Source organism: Vibrio sp. vnigr-6D03, assembly GCF_002835515.1.
Taxonomy (GTDB): Bacteria; Pseudomonadota; Gammaproteobacteria; order Enterobacterales; family Vibrionaceae; genus Vibrio; species Vibrio penaeicida.
On sequence record NZ_PIZL01000023.1, the window covers coordinates 22,962 to 40,265 of the forward strand.

General features: G+C 42.1%; 13 protein-coding genes. 4 read left to right on the top strand and 9 right to left on the bottom strand.

Going from position 1 to position 17,304, the window contains the following annotated elements:
• Positions 1 to 747, bottom strand: a complete 747-nt coding sequence (locus CW749_RS19400; RefSeq protein WP_101113931.1) for a phosphatase — start codon at positions 745 to 747, stop codon at positions 1 to 3.
• Positions 748 to 1,086: 339 nt separating this feature from the next.
• Between CW749_RS19400 and CW749_RS19405 the strand changes: the two genes are divergently transcribed.
• Entirely contained in the window at positions 1,087 to 4,041 is a 2,955-nt protein-coding gene (locus CW749_RS19405; RefSeq protein WP_101113932.1) for an HD domain-containing phosphohydrolase, read from the top strand.
• Positions 4,042 to 4,071: 30 nt separating this feature from the next.
• Here the strand turns inward: CW749_RS19405 and CW749_RS19410 are convergent, their stop codons facing one another.
• Entirely contained in the window at positions 4,072 to 5,109 is a 1,038-nt protein-coding gene (locus CW749_RS19410; protein WP_101113933.1) for a DMT family transporter, read from the bottom strand.
• A gap of 127 nt (positions 5,110 to 5,236) precedes the next feature.
• Between CW749_RS19410 and CW749_RS19415 the strand changes: the two genes are divergently transcribed.
• Positions 5,237 to 6,130: a LysR substrate-binding domain-containing protein gene (locus CW749_RS19415; RefSeq protein WP_101113934.1), complete on the top strand. Its 894-nt coding sequence runs from the start codon at positions 5,237 to 5,239 to the stop codon at positions 6,128 to 6,130.
• On the opposite strand, the gene CW749_RS19420 is transcribed toward CW749_RS19415, so the two are convergent.
• The 4 genes from CW749_RS19420 to CW749_RS19435 form a co-directional block, all read right to left on the bottom strand.
• Complete coding sequence (locus CW749_RS19420; protein ID WP_101113935.1) at positions 6,122 to 6,436, bottom strand: AzlD domain-containing protein; 315 nt, start codon at positions 6,434 to 6,436, stop codon at positions 6,122 to 6,124. The two genes, CW749_RS19415 and CW749_RS19420, sit on opposite strands and share 9 nt — an antisense overlap.
• The gene (locus CW749_RS19425) at positions 6,433 to 7,125 is read right to left on the bottom strand and encodes an AzlC family ABC transporter permease (protein WP_101113936.1); all 693 of its coding nucleotides are present in this window, start codon (positions 7,123 to 7,125) and stop codon (positions 6,433 to 6,435) included. The genes CW749_RS19420 and CW749_RS19425 overlap by 4 nt, the downstream gene beginning before the upstream one ends.
• 95 nt (positions 7,126 to 7,220) lie before the next feature.
• Complete coding sequence (locus CW749_RS19430; protein WP_101113937.1) at positions 7,221 to 8,048, bottom strand: AraC family transcriptional regulator; 828 nt, start codon at positions 8,046 to 8,048, stop codon at positions 7,221 to 7,223.
• A gap of 140 nt (positions 8,049 to 8,188) precedes the next feature.
• Positions 8,189 to 8,797 (bottom strand): histidine phosphatase family protein, encoded by a 609-nt coding sequence (locus tag CW749_RS19435; protein ID WP_101113938.1) that lies wholly within the window; start codon positions 8,795 to 8,797, stop codon positions 8,189 to 8,191.
• 287 nt (positions 8,798 to 9,084) lie between these two features.
• On the opposite strand from CW749_RS19435, the gene CW749_RS19440 reads away from it, so the two are divergent.
• Together CW749_RS19440 and CW749_RS19445 are read left to right on the top strand one after the other, a co-directional pair.
• Positions 9,085 to 10,875, top strand: coding sequence for a PAS domain S-box protein (locus CW749_RS19440; RefSeq protein WP_101113939.1), 1,791 nt, complete (start codon positions 9,085 to 9,087; stop codon positions 10,873 to 10,875).
• A gap of 267 nt (positions 10,876 to 11,142) precedes the next feature.
• On the top strand, positions 11,143 to 12,402 hold the full coding sequence (locus CW749_RS19445; RefSeq protein ID WP_101113940.1) for a hydroxymethylglutaryl-CoA reductase: 1,260 nt from the start codon (positions 11,143 to 11,145) through the stop codon (positions 12,400 to 12,402).
• Positions 12,403 to 12,568: 166 nt separating this feature from the next.
• Here CW749_RS19445 and CW749_RS19450 read toward each other — a convergent pair whose 3' ends face one another.
• The 3 genes from CW749_RS19450 to CW749_RS19460 form a co-directional block, all read right to left on the bottom strand.
• The gene (locus CW749_RS19450) at positions 12,569 to 13,216 is read right to left on the bottom strand and encodes a hypothetical protein (RefSeq protein WP_101113941.1); all 648 of its coding nucleotides are present in this window, start codon (positions 13,214 to 13,216) and stop codon (positions 12,569 to 12,571) included.
• Between the two features lie 225 nt (positions 13,217 to 13,441).
• Positions 13,442 to 16,048 (bottom strand): LuxQ periplasmic sensor domain-containing protein, encoded by a 2,607-nt coding sequence (locus CW749_RS19455; protein ID WP_101113942.1) that lies wholly within the window; start codon positions 16,046 to 16,048, stop codon positions 13,442 to 13,444.
• Between the two features lie 18 nt (positions 16,049 to 16,066).
• Positions 16,067 to 17,164, bottom strand: coding sequence for an autoinducer 2-binding periplasmic protein LuxP (locus tag CW749_RS19460; protein ID WP_101113943.1), 1,098 nt, complete (start codon positions 17,162 to 17,164; stop codon positions 16,067 to 16,069).
• Positions 17,165 to 17,304: the final 140 nt, after the last annotated feature.

The following is a 17,304-nucleotide window of genomic DNA, read 5'->3' on the forward strand; positions in this document are numbered from 1 at the left end:
TTAGTAAAACATTGAATAATCGTTAATTATTTTTCTTCCACGTAACGCAAGAAATTGCAGAAACTGCTCTGGAGACCGTGTTATCACTTTCTCTTCAGAAATTCCGGAACGGTCAATTAAGTCTGCCGCTAAATCGAGATTCCCGACATCCAAACAAAAATGCGCATCCGAACCGGTTGTGATAAATGCGCCTTTTTTCTTCGCAATACTGGCAATTTCAGCGCATCGCTCCACACTGCCAGCACGGCTGTTTCCTTTTAAAGACGTATTGTTGATTTCTATGGCTACGTTATTTTCTACCGCACACTGAATAACCGCTTCAAAATCAAAATCGTAATTGGGGTTACCCAAATGCCCGAGGGCATCTACCCTTCCCGATACGATGATATTGATGAGCGCTTCCGTGTGCGCTGCCTTATCAATGGGCTTGAAAACAGCTTCATGAAAACTCGCAATGACCCAATCTAGGTTTTTATCGACGGAGAGCGGGATATCGATTTCCCCCTCCCTGTTCATAATGTTTGACTCTACACCGCGAATAATGGCGACGCCTTCAATAAATCGAGGAAGCACGCGCTGATTGCTGAAAAACCAGTAATGCGGTGCTCCGGGCATAGACTCTGAATGATCAGTTGTGCAAAACATCGCTAAGCCACGTTCTTTGGCAGATTTGGCATTTTCGATAAGCGTGCTATAGGCGTGCCCACTGGCGTAGGTGTGCGTATGTGTATCGACAAGTAGTTTCATTTATGGGTAGCTCGCTAATATAGGTAACTCGTTAATGACGTAGGGAAAATCATACCAGTTCTTTAAGTTGAATCTAGATGCCTAACAAAATGTGTCATTGTGTGACATCGTTTTCGAAAGTACGAAGAGATCTAGCTCAAACATTCCAACATATATGCATAAACAACCAATTACAAAGCTTGCATATAAAACAACCTCTACGATACTTAATTGGTATCAGTTACAACACCTTAAAAAATAATAGAGACGATACAGCTCAACTATAAACTCACCTGAGCCCTTGCACTATTGGCTCAGTTTTACATCGCATTTTGTCAGTTTGCTGCATGGTGAAAAAGTATGATCAAGCACCGCTATCCTCTTAGCATTCATATTACTAGTCTCTTTATGGCACTCGCTACTGTTATTGGAAGTGTTTTAATCGCAATAAGCTACCACCACTCCCAAGAATTGTTGCAAGGTTCTGCTAAAGAATTGAGTAATGAAAACAGTGTAAAGTTGGAAACGTTATTTAGGGAGCAAGTCGCGCCCGTTTTAACGACGTTAGATTTTATGGCGATGAGCAGTTTCATTCGCCATCAACGCGACTCCGTTGAAAAAGGGGGATGGCTGGATTCGCTGGAAATGATATTCCAAAGAAACATGAGTTTAGTCGCGCTTTACTATGGCTCTGAAAACGGCGATTTTACGTTATACCGACCTTTATACAACCCCAAAACCGCTAAGCAATTCAACGCGCCTTCCGGCAGTGAAATCTTGTTTCGTACCACAAACGTTGAAGGTAGAAATGAATCCATGTTCTTGGATGGCGATAGCCAAGTGGTTTCCGCGTCTATCCGTTACGACAACCAGTACGACCCACGTAATCGCCCTTGGTATAGCCACGCTTCGGATGATGGGCAAATCCACTTAACTGAACCCTATTATTTCTACTGGTTAAAAGATATCGGCGTTACTTTTGTCAGAAAAACAGCAAACTTAGAATTTGTTGTTGCTGCCGATTTTTCATTAGGTGGTCTTAATAACAGCATAAGTGAACTTGCTTACGACTCAAAAAGCCAATTGCTGCTTTTTGATAGTGCATTGAGACCCTTGGCATCTCACCATATGAAAACCCCACCGAGTGCGACGAATAACTCACATTTAAGCGTTCAACTCGAGAACACGGTTTTTTCCGATCTTAACCTTCGCACCACACTGGGCTACCAATACCATACGATCACGCATGACGGTATTGATTGGTCTGTCACTTTAACGCCTGTAGAGCTAACCGATAACGTTAACCTATGGCTTGCTGAGGCAACTCCACAAGATGCACTGCTCGCCAACCTATATTCAATGCGAGACAAGCAAGTCTCAGTGGCCGTGTTGATGTTACTAGGGTGTTTTATCATCGTTTGGTACATAGCAAAGCGTATCGCTAGCCCATTACACAATTTGTATCAGCAGACAGACAATATACGTCGCTTTGAATTCACTAAAACACGCTACCCGAAAAGCCTAATTAAAGAAGTTAATGACCTTACTCAATCTGTCGAACTTATGGAGCATACACTTCATGATTTGCTCAAATTACTCCATGAAACAGCCAGTAACCGCGACTTCTCTTTGCTAGCGAAAAACATCACCCATCAAAGTTACATTGTCACCAAAGCGGAAACCATTGTCCTATCCGTATGGAACAAAACGACGAAAAAATTTGATGAAAGCGTGAACCAAGCCATTATCCCCTTAAAGATTAATATCAATCTTTTGCTCGACAATGCGCCAGAGGTTTGCAAGAAACTTAGAGAAGGTGAAATAGTTCATTTATCCAAAGACGACCCTGTAATGAAGCCTTACATGGTGTATTTCTATAACTCGGATCTTTACTTGTTTCCTTTACTTAATCGCGACAAAAGTTTGGTCGGTATTCTGACACTTGGCTACGAACGACCAGTAACAGAAGCGCAGAAGGAAAAGCATGACTTCTTACGAGAGTTGCTCTCCTTTGCTGCAATTGCAAAAGAAAACATCGATCAAATTCAACAACAAAAAGACATGTTAAATGCTTTCATCGAGCTTTTAGCATCCGCGATCGATACCAAATCCCCTTACACTGGTAAGCACTGTCAACGTGTTCCGGCACTTGCTGAAATGCTCACACAAGCGGTTGTTGACGATAAGGGACGTTTTGCCGATTTCTCTATGTCTGAAAAAGAGTGGGAAGAATTGCACCTCGGCGCTTGGTTACACGACTGCGGTAAGATAATCACACCAGAATATGTGGTTGATAAAGCAACCAAGCTCGAAACCATTTACGACCGAATTCATGAAGTTCGTATGCGATTCGAATTACTTAAACAAACCGCCCATACCCAATATTGGAAAGGCATTTGCGCCGGACAAGACAAAGCACAGCTTAAGAAAGAACTGGATGAAGAGTTACAAGCGCTGGATCAGGATTTTGAATTCATCGCTGAATGCAACGTTGGAAGCGAGTACATGAATGATGAAAAACTCACACGGATTAAAGAGATAAGTAAACGTCAGTGGAAGAGAACCATCAGTGATCGACTTGGTATTTCCTGGTTGGAGAAAAAGCGTTGCGACCCAGCTTCAGCATTACCAATAATGGAATCGGTATTGTCGGATAAACAGGTCCATTGCATTCCTTGGGCACAAGGATTCAACCCGAAAAAGATGTGGAAGGAAAACTTCACGCTCACACCAGGTGAATATCATTATAACCGTGGTGAACTATACAACCTGTCTATCCGAGCCGGAACGTTAACAGACGAAGAAAGATTCATCATAAATGACCACATTATCCAAACTATCGACATGCTTGATCGATTGCCTTATCCAGAGTATCTGCAGAACGTTCCTGAAATTGCAGGCGGGCACCATGAAAGAATGGATGGAACTGGCTACCCTCGCGGCCTAAATGCCGGAGAGCTCTCAGTACCAGCACGAGTGATGGCAATAGCCGACATTTTTGAAGCGCTTACAGCGAGTGACCGACCATACAAAAAGGCAAAAAGCTTAAAAGAATCGCTCTCTATTATGACGAAGCTTGCCACATCTGGTCATATCGATACTGAGTTATATTTGTTGTTTTTACAGCAAGGGGTTTATATGAAATACGCTAAAGCTTACTTGCAAGAAGAGCAAATTGTCGAGGTTGATATTAACGCGCATATGACAGAGGTTCTGATACACCTTTCTAAGTTGGCTTATGAATCTGAAGCTTCAGATTCGAGTGCGGTAGCTAATTCAAACCCAGCAAACAACTCAACCAAAATTGAATCTTAAGCTTTTTAGAGGGCGACCTAAGCCCTCTCTTTAATGTAGGTCCATTCTATGCGCCGCTTTCAAATACATATGGTAAGTGGCGCGCACACTTCTTAGCAACGAAACCCAATGAGTCAATAACGTTGTTTTCAATACGCGAATTGGCTTTAATGAACGGATCAACTTAAATGAGCTATTCAACTTTAGCACCAGCCCCTTTAACGTATTTAAAGCGCTAGCCAAGACAATCAAGAGCACCCCCACAATTTTATGTTCATCCAACACCTCGTCGAACAAAGTCACCTGCCAGATACAAGTGAAAATTAAATTGGTGTATATAAGTGGTGCTAACTGTGAGCCTGTATCAACCAGTTGGTAGGCTTTGGCACGAAAAACCTGCGTATTAACAATCAGCAGTGCCAGCACGCCTAACATCATCCAGATAAATTCATGTTCTTCTGGCATCGACAAAATCAACTTGTCCGCGTCACTCGGTCCAATGATAAACGTTAAAGGCAACAAGATGAGAAAGGCTAGGAGGAAAGACCAAGCATTCAGAGAAATCGCTGTCATCGTTCCCTTAGTTGCGCGAAACAAAGCCAACTGAGATCCCGCGCCTAGTATTCCTGCCCCAAGCCCTAGCAACAGTTCCCATTTGAAACTGAAGTTAGAAAGATCGCCAGCCAGAGCAACAACACCCGCTAACATAATCACTAAACGTACGATGTTAATAGCCGAAAATTTCACTTTAAAAATGAGGCGCTCTAAAACTGGAATAAAAAGTGGGCCAGTGCTGAAAAGCACCACGGATTCCACCAGTGTCAATGATTGCATCGACATAAGGAAACACAGCTGACATGCTGCAATACAAAAGGATCGAATAAGCAAAGATGTCCACATTTTTCGATGTGGTAACACAAACCGACTCAAGAACATCATCAAGAACAATATAATAGCGGGGAAGAGAAACCTGAGCGTACTGAGCAACTGGACACTAAAGCTTTCTGTAAGAAATTTTGAAAATACACCATTCAAAGAAAGGCTGAAAGTAGACGCGAGCATAAAAACAATAGGTTTCGATAACTTCATAAATATCTCCTGTTTGAGTGTATTTTAAAACTCAACAAGAGATAGGAATAACGATTTAAACTTACGTCACTTGTAAGTTAAACTTACATATATCCAACCAAAAGAACGTCGAAGCTAGGGTTTTACTATGCCACCATTTAAATCAATTTATACGTTTATAGCCGTTGCTCGCTTCGAGAGCATGACTCAGGCAGCCGACTACCTTAATGTCAGCCATTCAGCGGTGAGCCAAGCGATAAAATCCTTAGAAAACTATTTGGACGTAGCCCTGTTTATTCGAGTTGGAAGAGCGATAACGTTAAGTGAACAAGGTCAAAAATACTATCAACAGGTCTCACCCGCCTTTGAAGAAATTGCGGTCGCTACTGAAAAGCTAAAAACAGCCCCTGATGATGGTCGGCTAACCATAAACATGGCTGCTTCACTCGCATTGCATTGGTGGATACCACGAGTTGAATCGTTTCAAGAAGCCAATGCGCTGCTTGATGCGAGGATATCGAACCTTAATAGTACGTTTGATTTACAAAAAGAAGGTGTCGACCTCGCCATTATTCAAGGTCAAGAAAAACACTGGCAAGACTACTATTGTCATAAGTTACTCGATGATGAACTCGTTATGATTGCGCACCCGGACATCGCACTGGCTTATTCGACTCAATCCCCGCAAGACGTTAACGACTTACTTAACCACATTCCTGCCATATTCGTGTCTAACGATAGAAGAAAAGACGACTGGAAATTTTGGGCGAATAGCCAAAACACTTCACAGCCAAAAAAAGAAAACAACCTCACATTTAACACTTCCGTTCAGGCCATTCATGCATGCCGGAGAAAACTCGGAGTTCTGGTTACGCATAAACTCTTTGTGGCAGACGACCTTCAACATGGATTACTCGCTCAAATCGGCAATAGCGTAACGCATCCAACAAATACGTTTTTCTATGCATGCCACCCTTCAAATCTAAGATCTGAAAGCGTGAAATCACTGCGGAAATGGTTAGAGCAAGAGTTCTTAAAATAGGAAATGCTTCAGTATTAGAAAAACACAAACACCGACTAACGTTGTGGTAAGCACATTTTTTGTTTTCCATGCGATAAAACAAGATAACAAGGCTGCCCAAATATAAGGGCTAGAAAGAGATACTTGGAGCTCGCCTTCTGGTGCAAATACTATCGGCGAAAGAATAGCGGTAAGCACAGCTGGGCTTGCGTAGCTGAGTAAGCGATGAAATTGGTGGTTTAATCTAAGTGGCAACTTGGGTTCTAAAAAGAGGTAGCGACTAAAGAAAACCACGGATGCCATTGCAAATATATAAAGATAGATCATGCCTTGCCTTTAAACCTTTCACAAAAATAACCACTTAACATGGCCAAAATACTCGCAATCACCAAGCCTCCTTCGACTTGTTGCCAAGCAAATAATACGGAGAACACTAAAGCCACAATAACCGAAACCAGAACCGCAATATTTTTTATAGTAGGGACAACAATCCCAATAAACGTCGCTGCAACGGCAAACTCCAACCCGAGCTCACTTAAATTTGGAATCGTCGCGCCTGCGATAATGCCCACTAGCGTTGCTAGATTCCAAATAAGATAAAAACTAAATCCTGCCCCAAATGCATACCATGGTTTAAATTGATTGGGTGTCTGATTTCCACAAAACGCAAACAGTTCATCCGTTAACAGAAACCCTAATACAAACCGCCATTTGAAAGGCAACGGGCTGATTTTGTCTCGCATGGCAACACTGTATAGGAAGTGGCGAGATGTAATGAAGAATACCGTTAACACAAGAGCACCTAATGTTGCCCCTGCCTTGATCATTCCCATTGCGACCAATTGGGCGGCTCCTGCAAATAATATAAGAGAAAAGGCTTGTCCTTCTAATGCGGTTAAACCACTGTCTATTGCAAATGAGCCTGCCAAAATCCCCCAAGGCACCACAGCAATACTCAGTGGCATCATCTTTAAGGAACCTTGGATAAACAGTTTGGTTCGGGATTCTGAGATCATTGATATTCCTAAAGTATTTATCTCTATAAATGCGGAGGGCTTTGTTGCGACAGTGTCTAAAAACGAGAGTTGATGGTAACTCAGATCCGATGACGTTAAGCAGCTTTGGCATATTGCATGGGTGTCACCCCTAAAGCTGATTTAAAATGTCGGTGAAAATGACTTTGGTCGTGAAAGCCTAAATCATTTGCAATGTCTGCCACTTTCATCCCAGCACGTAACCATTTTTTCGCTACTCTTAGCCTTGCTTGCAATTGGTATGCATGAGGCGGAATCCCATAAGCTTTTTTAAACTCACGAGCGAAATGATACGTGCTTAAATGTGCCATAGAGGCCAATTCTTCTAACGAGACGTTTGCCTGAGGTAAGTCATCCAAAAACTCTTTGGCGATTTGCATATTGTTCTTTGCAACACCTGGCAATTTGGAATCTGGGCAAGTCTTTCCGTGACGAAGTACCAACGCGAGTAATGTTTGATACAAGCAAGTTTCACGGGTTAGCCGATTACGGCTACGTTTCAAAACCGAAAACAGTGACCGAAACTGATTCGCTAACAGTGGGTCGTAAACCACTGGCTCAGGAAAAAATGGAGCACCGCATAGAGGTTGACCGATCAACTCAAAATGTTCAGGTAAAGGGTACATGGCTTGATAAGACCACCCTCCTTCGCTCGCTGAATGTCCATTATGAAGTTCATCAGCGTTAACCAGTATAATGCTGTCGCTTGGTGCAATATGATACCCACTGCCGCGGTAGAATCGTTGAGCACCCGTTTCAATAACACCGACCGTATAACCTTCATGACTATGACGAGAAAAGTTTTGTTTTTCAAAGCAAGCGTCGAGCAGCTCTAATCCACCCAATTCCTGAGCGATATTGTAATTCGCTATTTCTTTCGCTTTTTTTGAACACTTTGCTGGCATAACGATCCTTGTTAATTCCCTATCAACTTAGGATACGGGATGTGGGGCTCACTAGAAGTAGATAAGTTAACGGCAATGAGCTGGTTAAAATTGTACAATATTGCTCACTTAGCTATCTGCCTGAAAGCAGGGTAATTTTGTTACTTGTTCCAAGTGATATCGCAGAATTTCTCCACGCGCCACTTGCCACTCTCAAAGCACAAAATAGATTCACTCAAGTTATGGGCAAACGGTTCTTGCCAAATATCTTTTGGTGCCATATCCAACAATGACGTAACTATCGTTTTTATCCAACCAGCATGAGAGACAATCACAAGAGTTTGATTGGGGCATTCTAACGCAATATCCTCAAGGGCTTGTAACCCCCTAACCTTTACCTGCTCGAACGATTCACCTGTATCCGGTTCATAAAGATCAGGGCGATTCCAGAAGGCGGTGTATCTTTCATTATCATTTGTATTGACGTGTTCTGTGGTTTGCCCTTCCCAACTGCCAAGATTTATCTCTCGTAGACCTTCCATGGTTTTGATTTGATTAGTATCGAGACCAGTAAGTAAACTCGCAGTGTGCACCGCTCGACCACTTGGGGAAGCCCATACAGAGTCAAACTGAACATTGTCTAATTTGTCTTTCGCTGATTGAGCTTGTTCAATTCCTAATTCTGTTAGAGGGGAGTCTTCATGCCCTTGCAGTCTTTGCTCAAGATTCCATTGTGTTTGCCCATGCCTAAATAAATGTATTCTTGTCATCCTTTCCTCCACTTATCGAATACTGCCGTTTTATGTCCGATTACGTTGAAACAACGCTAAAGATCTCGGATCACTTGGATATATTAACAAGACTATCGCATCTATTCATATCTCAAACTTTTAGCCATCAAATTGGGCTGGGCATAAGCACAACGTTAGGCAGGTGTTATGGGCTTTATAATGAAATAATTGTTCTAAATTGGAACAACCAAGAATAGCCGTCTAGACTCAAATAAAATAATAAATACTGGCAGCACAACGTCGACAACCAAGATTGGGAACGAGCAATGGGACTATTTTCAATTTTAAATGGAAAAAGCCAAAACAGTGGAAACGTAAGTAACCAGATTATCGACAACGCCCTGGATGCTATTGTTTCTATAGATAAAAACAATAGGGTTTTCTATTTTAATCGTGCAGCCGAAAAGCTGTGGGGATACTCAGAAAAAGAAGTTATCGGCAAAAATGTCAAGATGCTGGTACCACAAGAATTTCAACCTAACCATGACGAATACGTTAATAAGAATCGAACGACAGGGCAAAATGTCATTGTTGGTACATCAAGAAAGCTAGAGCTGATAAGAAAAGATGGTAGCAAGGTTTGGGTGAGCTTAGCTCTCTCTAAAACCAAGTTACCAGATGGGATTGGATACTCTGCTTTTGTTAAAGACATTTCAGAAGAAGTCAACGCACAACAACGCATAGAGCAAGTCCTTGCTCAGTCGGTCAACGCTGTTGTTTCTATAGACGGGCAAAACTGCATCACTTACCTAAACCAAGCTGCCGAGCGCTTGTGGGGTTATACACAAGAAGAGGTACTTGGAAAGAATGTGAAAATGCTTGTTCCACGAGAACTTAGAGACAAACACGACTCACTCGTGAATGCCAACCGAGAAACCCGGATAGATAAGATCGTCGGTACTAGTCGAGACGTTGAAATTGAGACAAAAGATGGTCGACGAATTTGGGCAAACCTCTCTCTATCAAGAATTGAATTAAATGGTGAACTCGGATACACCGCGTTCGCACGCGAAATTACTCAAGAAAAAGCTGCCAAAGAACAGATGGAACAGGTGCTTTACCAAGCCATTGATGCCGTTGTCACCATCGACAAAGACAATATCGTGACCTTTTTCAACCCTTCAGCGGAAACATTGTGGGGCTACAAAAGCGCAGAAGTTATTGGAAAGAACGTAAAGATGCTCGTACCAAAGATTCATCAATCACGCCATGATGAATACGTAAATTCAAACAGGCGCACGGGTAAAGATAAGATCGTCGGCTCTAGCCGAGAGTTATTAATGGAACGTAAAGATGGCGTGGAAATATGGGTTAGCTTCTCCCTTTCTAAAATCGAAGTAGGTGGCGAAATCGCTTACACCGCGTTTGTACGAGACATTACGGAAGAACGCACTGCAAAAGAAACCATCAATCAAACCCTGTCTCAAGCACTTGATGCAGTCATTACCATTGATGAGCGCGGAACGGTAAGTTTCTTTAACAAAGCGGCGGAAGCGCTTTGGGGATACAAACCTGAAGACGTTATCGGTAAAAACGTAAAAATGCTGGTTCCAGTAGAGCTTCAGGCGAATCACGATGGTTTCATTCAGCGCAACATCAATACTGGTGAAAATAAAATTGTGGGTACAAGCCGTGAAGTTCCAATTAACCGACCGGATGGAAAGGAAGCTTGGGGTCTGCTTTCTCTTTCTAAAGTCAGCCTTGATGGCAAAACCATTTACACGGCATTCATCAAAGACATTTCTTCAGAAGTTAAGCAACGTAACGGCATGAAAGAAATCATGGATCGTGTTGGGACATCAAGTAACGAAATCTCAGAGATTGCCAAGGTCATCGATGGCATATCAGATCAAACCAACCTACTCGCTTTAAATGCCGCGATTGAAGCGGCGCGCGCAGGCGAACATGGTCGCGGGTTTGCGGTCGTTGCGGATGAAGTAAGGCAGTTGGCTTCTAGGTCTTCTGAATCCACCAATGAAATAAATCGCCTCAGTGATGATACGCAAAAACTCTTAACGGAATTGGCTAATGTATTGAAGCTAAAAACTGGTGAGTAGCAGAACTGTTGGCCGTTAAACATCAAGAGACGCACCTCGCGCCTCTTTTTAATTCAACTGATTACACCCAACCTTCTAAATATTTTTGCTGCGGTTAACACAGCTTGGTTGAATACAAAACGTATAAAACTCGCACAAAGTTAATCGGTAGATGGTCAATAAACCCTTATAATCCGACTTTGATATTGTAAGTTTCGGTGACTCTTCCTTGTTTTATCTGCCTTCACAGGTAAAATCTTTAACAAAATATAATTACATACTTCACTCATGCCAAAACTGAATGCACTAGAAAGTACAGAGCATTACTCCATTCAAGAACAGTGTTCTTTAGGACAAATAGATACAAAGCTTGCTCCAGATAATAGCCCGCCAGTCCTCGCACTGCCGCGTTCGCCATTCTTAACAGACAAAGCGATTGAAAGCCGTTGGAATAGCATCGGAAAGCCAGACGTGCGTGATGCATTACTCGACTCAAGTACACACAAGCAAAGAAAAGCGTACAGCAAGAATATTGAGAACTTTATCGGTTCCGTCAAAGTTCCATTAGGCGTTGCAGGTCCACTGCGTGTTAATGGGTTATTTGCTAACGAGGATTTTCTTGTACCACTTGCTACCACGGAAGCCGCACTTGTTGCGTCTTACCATAGAGGGTGCCAATTGATTACTGCATCGGGCGGTGCATCTGCCATGTTAATCAATGAGGGAGTTACCCGAACGCCAGCATTCATGTTTGAAAGCCTAGCAATGGCAGGTCAATTTGTTGGGTGGGCAACCAGCCAATACGAGACTTTTAAAACACTGGCAGAATCCACTACTCGCCACGGAAAACTGAAAGACATCAGTATCACCATCGAAAGTAATCAAGTATTTTTGGTATTTGAATTTCTTACAGGTGATGCGTCAGGTCAGAACATGGTCACCATAGCGACGAATGCTGTTTTTGAGTTTATCTTAAAACATTCGCCAATTACGCCTAATCACGCCATTCTTGATGGAAACTTATCTGGAGACAAAAAGGCCAACGCCCATACTATGCGAAGCGTGCGAGGGAAAAAAGTTTCTGCGGAAGTTCATGTTACACGAAAACTGGTAAAGGAATTCTTGCACACAACACCGGAAGACATGGTCAAATTCGGACAAATCACCACCTCTGGCGCACTCTTAAGCGGCTCTATTGGCGTTAACGCTCACTTTGCCAATGCTCTCGCTGCACTGTATATCGCCTGTGGGCAGGATGCAGCGTGTGTCGCTGAATCTGCCGTTGGTATGTCTCGTATGACGATAAAAGATGATGGCGACCTATATGCTAGCGTAACGCTTCCAAATCTAATGCTCGGAACCGTTGGTGGTGGCACAGGGCTTCCATCACAAAAAGCCTGTCTCGATATTATGGGATTGAGTGGGTCTGGCAAAGCAAGAGCACTTGCCGAAGTATGTGCGTCACTTTGTTTGGCCGGAGAGTTATCGATTGTTGGTGCCTTCTGTTCAGGACACTTTACAAAAGCACACAGTAAGCTCTCACGCTAATTCAACTTCGAAGACTTAAGCCCACTTCAAAAAGTACATATCAAAAATGCATTTAAAAAGCCGCCTATCTCATCTTAGTTAAGCGGCTTTTTTGAATCTCGTTTTTTTGAATCCAAATTTATTGAACTTAGCTGTTTTGAAACAATCAGACGCACAGCTATGTCATCTAGAAAAAGTGCCCATTGATATGGGTTCGATTGCCTTCCGAAGTTAAGGATTCCCTATAGAAGCTCAGAACTTTCGCGTTTACAAAAATAATGCTCACCAAGATCAACATACAATAAAGAGGCCAGCCTAGTAGAATCCCCATCCAATGAACCTGCTCTGCTGGTGCGGAAAGCGTAAAATAAAATAGCGCCGCTTTTGCTGCAAAGCTCGTTATCCACATCGCGCTGATTTTTTGCCACATCCTCAGGTATTCATCAGGAAACTGGCGGTTTAATGCCTTCAAATGATCATAAGTGGCTTCTGCAAGCAGCATAGGTAACGGAAAACGAAGAAATGAAAACACCAACATTATCAGACCAATTTGCAACGCGCTGGCCATTAATGAAAATTGCGGAAACGTTTCTATAAGCGTAACAGGAACATGTAACGACACCATCCATTCTATTAGCCCAAACAAAGCAAAAAAGAAGGCAACAATGCTCTTTCTAGTCGAGTAAATAGAAACGAAACATCCGTAAGCGGATAAAATTAAGATACACCAGAACATTCCAAATAAATGCACTAGCGAGTAATACAGAATTGCGGGCACCAGCAGGACTAATACATTTTCCTGACTTATGATGCTCGGTTTGACGAGCCTGTTCATATTGTCTTCCCTGACCAACGTTTTTATATATAAAAATACGCTTGGAATTCTTTCCTGTCTTAGCCGCAGGTTATGATTTTTCCAAACGCTCGATACTCCGTTAAAGAAGTATCTAAAGGTGTCTAAATATAATCCAGACAATTTTTTATTATTTTGATCAATGTATCAGATACAAGGCCAAGTTAACTGCTTTTTATAATAATAGATTTATAAGCAGTCTTTTTATTAAGAGCCCGTCGCAGATTTAGGGGTTTCGCTTGACAATAAGTCATTGGTTTTAAAATGATAAAAAGCATTGTAAAGAGGTTTCTCTTTAAGCGGTTTAACAATAACGAAATTGGCTCCCGCATTGAGAAATGCATTTTTCGTTGACTCAAACGCATCCGCAGTGCAGGCATATATAGGCGTTATGATCCCCATCTCTTGACGCATGCGGCGCGTGGCCTCAACGCCATCTAAATTCGGCATTTGGTTGTCCATCAAGATCAGATCGTATTCGTTTGTTTTGACTTTTTCCATTGCTATCAAGCCATCTTGAGCCCAATCGACATCCATTCCATATTTTTGACAAAATACTTTTGCAATGAAGGCATTACTCTTATTATCTTCCACCAATAGGACTCTAATTTGAGAGTCAAATAACGATGAAGGATCTGGGTTTGACGCCTCTTCTTCTTCAGACTGAATGCTGCTGACGGGTGTAACTGGCAGCTTAATACAGAAAGATGCCCCCTCTCCTAATAAGCTCGTCACCTTGATTGAGCCACCCATTAAATCGAGCAAGTTTTTAACGATAGCAAGACCTAAACCGCTTCCACCATATTCACGTGTTGTTGTTGATTCGGCTTGCACAAAAGGTTCAAACATCGTTTCTAAGCTGCTTTCGGTAATACCAATACCTGAGTCACGTACTTCAAAGTTCAAAACTTCTTTCCCTGGTTCAGGGCTCTCTAGTACGAAACGTACAATAACGCCACCAGTAGTGGTAAATTTAACGGCGTTACTTAGCAAGTTAAACAGAATCTGGTTCAATCGAACTTGATCTGTCCGAATAACTTGTTTAGCAGGTATTTGATTCTGAATTTCAAAAGACAGCCCTTTATTAACACAGAGAGGCGTATAAATTGTTTCTAGTGACTTCACTAAGTCTTCGAACACAAATTCGTTGAATTCTATATTCAGCTTACCCTGCTCTATCTTGGAAAAATCAAGAATATCATTAAGTACGGTGAGAAGATGTTCACCACTTTGGTAAAGAATATCGACTTTTTCTTTATTTTCTTCCTTCTCGAGCGTGCCTTGAAGGATTTGAGTGATACCTAAAATTCCATTGAGAGGCGTACGAATTTCGTGGCTCATTTTGGCTAAAAAATCCGCTCGCGCAACTGCGCTTCGCTCGGCTTCAATACGAGCTAAGTTACTTTGCTTTTCTGCCTCTATGAGGGTCGTGATATCTTGCCCTTGTCCGATGATCGCGTGGATTTCATTATCCAGTTCAAGTGGAGATAAGTTCCATCGATAAATTTTGTTATCTATAGGAACATTTACACCCATTAAAGTTTCGCCCGTCATTACCATTCTCAAATAAAAGGCAACCTTACTTTGGAAACTCTTAAATCGATCATCAATGTCGCTATTACTTAAGTCTAATTTGGAGTTGAGCGCCTTCTCAGCTGCGGGGTTCATTCTAAGTACGCCGCCTTCTGTATCCCACACAATGATTGGAGAAAGTGAGAAATTGAATAAATCCTGGAAAGATTTGTCTTTTTCTCTTAGCTCTTCAAACGTTTTTTCCAACGTATGCCCAACGTGATCAAACTCGTAAATGCTTGAACCTTGAAACTCAGAAGATTCGATTCTGTCACCAGCAGAGCGCGTGTACTCCATCAAACTTTTTAACTCATTAGAGACGAGTCTTTGAATAATTTGACGCGTCAAAAGCGCTAATGCGAACATGGTGAACATACTGATTGCTAGACCAACTTTGTAATTTTCCTCTAGCGTCAATATGTTTGAGTTAGTTTGAATCGTATAAATGTATATTGGAGTGTCTTCCCCATTGATAAGCAGGTTTGTCGCATTGAATAAATGCCCACCGGAAGAACCCGTATCGTCTTGGTTTAGGTCTTCCAAAACTTCTGAATACAGCGGCTCTTCGGATTGAATGGTACTTGCGATGGCTGTGTCACCAATCATCATAATGACAGCATCGCTATTGGAGGCGACCTGAAGTTGGTCTATCAATGATAAGTTCCGATTGAGAACCACCGATATATACAAATGCCCCAGTACCTGTCCATTTTCTAGACTGATAATTGGAGTTCGTCGAATTAATAAATTTCTTTCACCTAATACTGTATCTTGGCTTAGGTAATGCCAATCACGCCCGAAGCTGATAGAAGTCGAAATCCGCTCCATATGTACTTCTGTTAAACCATAGAACAGACCATTTCCATCATTCCATTCAACTTCACCTCTGTCTGTGGTTATAAACCGAAAATCTGGTGTGTTCAGAGGGTCATTTTGTTCTAAATCTAGGAAGAAATAATCAACTTTATTTGAATGGATATCGGCCAAGTTGTTTTGAAGTGTAATGTTAAGGGCATTACTGTCTTGGTGGCTTTGCAACGTAGCTAATTTATAGTCAAGTAAGTTTTGCAACAAGCTAGACGTTTGAGATGAACTGCGAGCCACCTCCTGCTTGATAATGCTGGATGAGAAGTGGTAACTCTGAACCATTACACCTATAGTCAGAACACCAAAAATAATAACGATCAGGCGAACAATTAGGTTCGCCAGCGATCGCCTTTTAGTTGTAAGTTTTTTAATCATCCTAGCTCAGCTTTTCCATTAGTCAGAATATCTGAAAGCACGAAGCTTTAATTCTTGTATTCTTTCTTCACTGTCTTGACTGGTTACTATCTCAAAATCTCCAGAATAAACGGTTGGGACAGGTTTATCCTCTAGGTCCATTTTAATGGCTTCCGCCATCGCAACACCTGTATCATCGTTCATTCTCATAATGGTAACATTCAATTCACCTTTTTGTATCGCTTCAAGCTCCGCACTTCCACCGCCCCAGCCGTTAATTACGATATCTTTGCGACCCAGCTCTTTAATTGCATCGGTAGCACCCAGCGCAACATCGGTAGAGCACGCGTAGATAAAGGACAGATTATCACCTTGACTAAGTGCATTTTTCGCTGCTTCGTACCCACTTTGACGACTTGCTTTTGTGTAAAATGACGAACGTAATTGATACGCCTCACCTTCATTACTCATCGCTTCAATAAATGTATCGCCGCGTGCAGCACTTATATAACCTTGCGAAAAGAAGAGTACAGAGTAGTCGCCACCGCGAGGAAAACGGGATTTAAAATGGCTTGCGAGTGCGCGGCTACCTGTTGCGTGGTCAAACCCTACATACATGAAAGGCTGGTTCTGAGACCATGCTTTAAGTGGAGTGGTAATGTTTTGAAGTATGAGTTTTGTGTCGGGGCTGTTTAGGACGTGCTCAATGAATTTCCGGTGACGACCAGTATCAAGCGTAAAGATTAAATACCCGGATTTGTTGCGTATTGCCTCCATCAACGAAGCACTTTGTTGCCTAATATCGACATTAGGACGCGTGAATACTTTGTTAATTTGGTAATCAATACCCAACTCATCCATACGCTTACTAAACGCGGTGATGTTACGTCGCCAATAATCTGAGACTTGTTCGCCAGGATAGATAACGGAAATCGTTACTGGTTTCGTTTGTCTTACTGCGAGAGGCGTTGGCTCAGAGCGAACGACCTCACTAAAATTCCTCACGAGCCCCTGCTGTTCAGGAAATGTTTTTAAATAATCACTGTATTCCCAATAGCCATTGAGAGCTTGTGCTGCATTTAAGCCGGATGTTAAAGCCAAACTTAAGGTGCCAACCAAAAGATGTTGCAATTTCATATCTTAATCACCAATTTGCGTGATGCCTCACGATAATATAGTTGATGTAAAAAAGAATTTATATCGCAATTGCTTAGGATAAGTCTGACTGCTTATCCTTAACGCAATTCATGGTAAAGTCTGGCACGGTTCGAAGAAAA

What these genes read in the sequence shown, in the direction of transcription:
- CW749_RS19400 (WP_101113931.1), bottom strand. Translation starts at nt 747, where the DNA reads ATGAAACTACTTGTCGATACACATACGCACACCTACGCCAGTGGGCAC.
- CW749_RS19405 (WP_101113932.1), top strand. Translation starts at nt 1,087, where the DNA reads ATGATCAAGCACCGCTATCCTCTTAGCATTCATATTACTAGTCTCTTT.
- CW749_RS19410 (WP_101113933.1), bottom strand. Translation starts at nt 5,109, where the DNA reads ATGAAGTTATCGAAACCTATTGTTTTTATGCTCGCGTCTACTTTCAGC.
- CW749_RS19415 (WP_101113934.1), top strand. Translation starts at nt 5,237, where the DNA reads ATGCCACCATTTAAATCAATTTATACGTTTATAGCCGTTGCTCGCTTC.
- CW749_RS19420 (WP_101113935.1), bottom strand. Translation starts at nt 6,436, where the DNA reads ATGATCTATCTTTATATATTTGCAATGGCATCCGTGGTTTTCTTTAGT.
- CW749_RS19425 (WP_101113936.1), bottom strand. Translation starts at nt 7,125, where the DNA reads ATGATCTCAGAATCCCGAACCAAACTGTTTATCCAAGGTTCCTTAAAG.
- CW749_RS19430 (WP_101113937.1), bottom strand. Translation starts at nt 8,048, where the DNA reads ATGCCAGCAAAGTGTTCAAAAAAAGCGAAAGAAATAGCGAATTACAAT.
- CW749_RS19435 (WP_101113938.1), bottom strand. Translation starts at nt 8,797, where the DNA reads ATGACAAGAATACATTTATTTAGGCATGGGCAAACACAATGGAATCTT.
- CW749_RS19440 (WP_101113939.1), top strand. Translation starts at nt 9,085, where the DNA reads ATGGGACTATTTTCAATTTTAAATGGAAAAAGCCAAAACAGTGGAAAC.
- CW749_RS19445 (WP_101113940.1), top strand. Translation starts at nt 11,143, where the DNA reads ATGCCAAAACTGAATGCACTAGAAAGTACAGAGCATTACTCCATTCAA.
- CW749_RS19450 (WP_101113941.1), bottom strand. Translation starts at nt 13,216, where the DNA reads ATGAACAGGCTCGTCAAACCGAGCATCATAAGTCAGGAAAATGTATTA.
- CW749_RS19455 (WP_101113942.1), bottom strand. Translation starts at nt 16,048, where the DNA reads ATGATTAAAAAACTTACAACTAAAAGGCGATCGCTGGCGAACCTAATT.
- CW749_RS19460 (WP_101113943.1), bottom strand. Translation starts at nt 17,164, where the DNA reads ATGAAATTGCAACATCTTTTGGTTGGCACCTTAAGTTTGGCTTTAACA.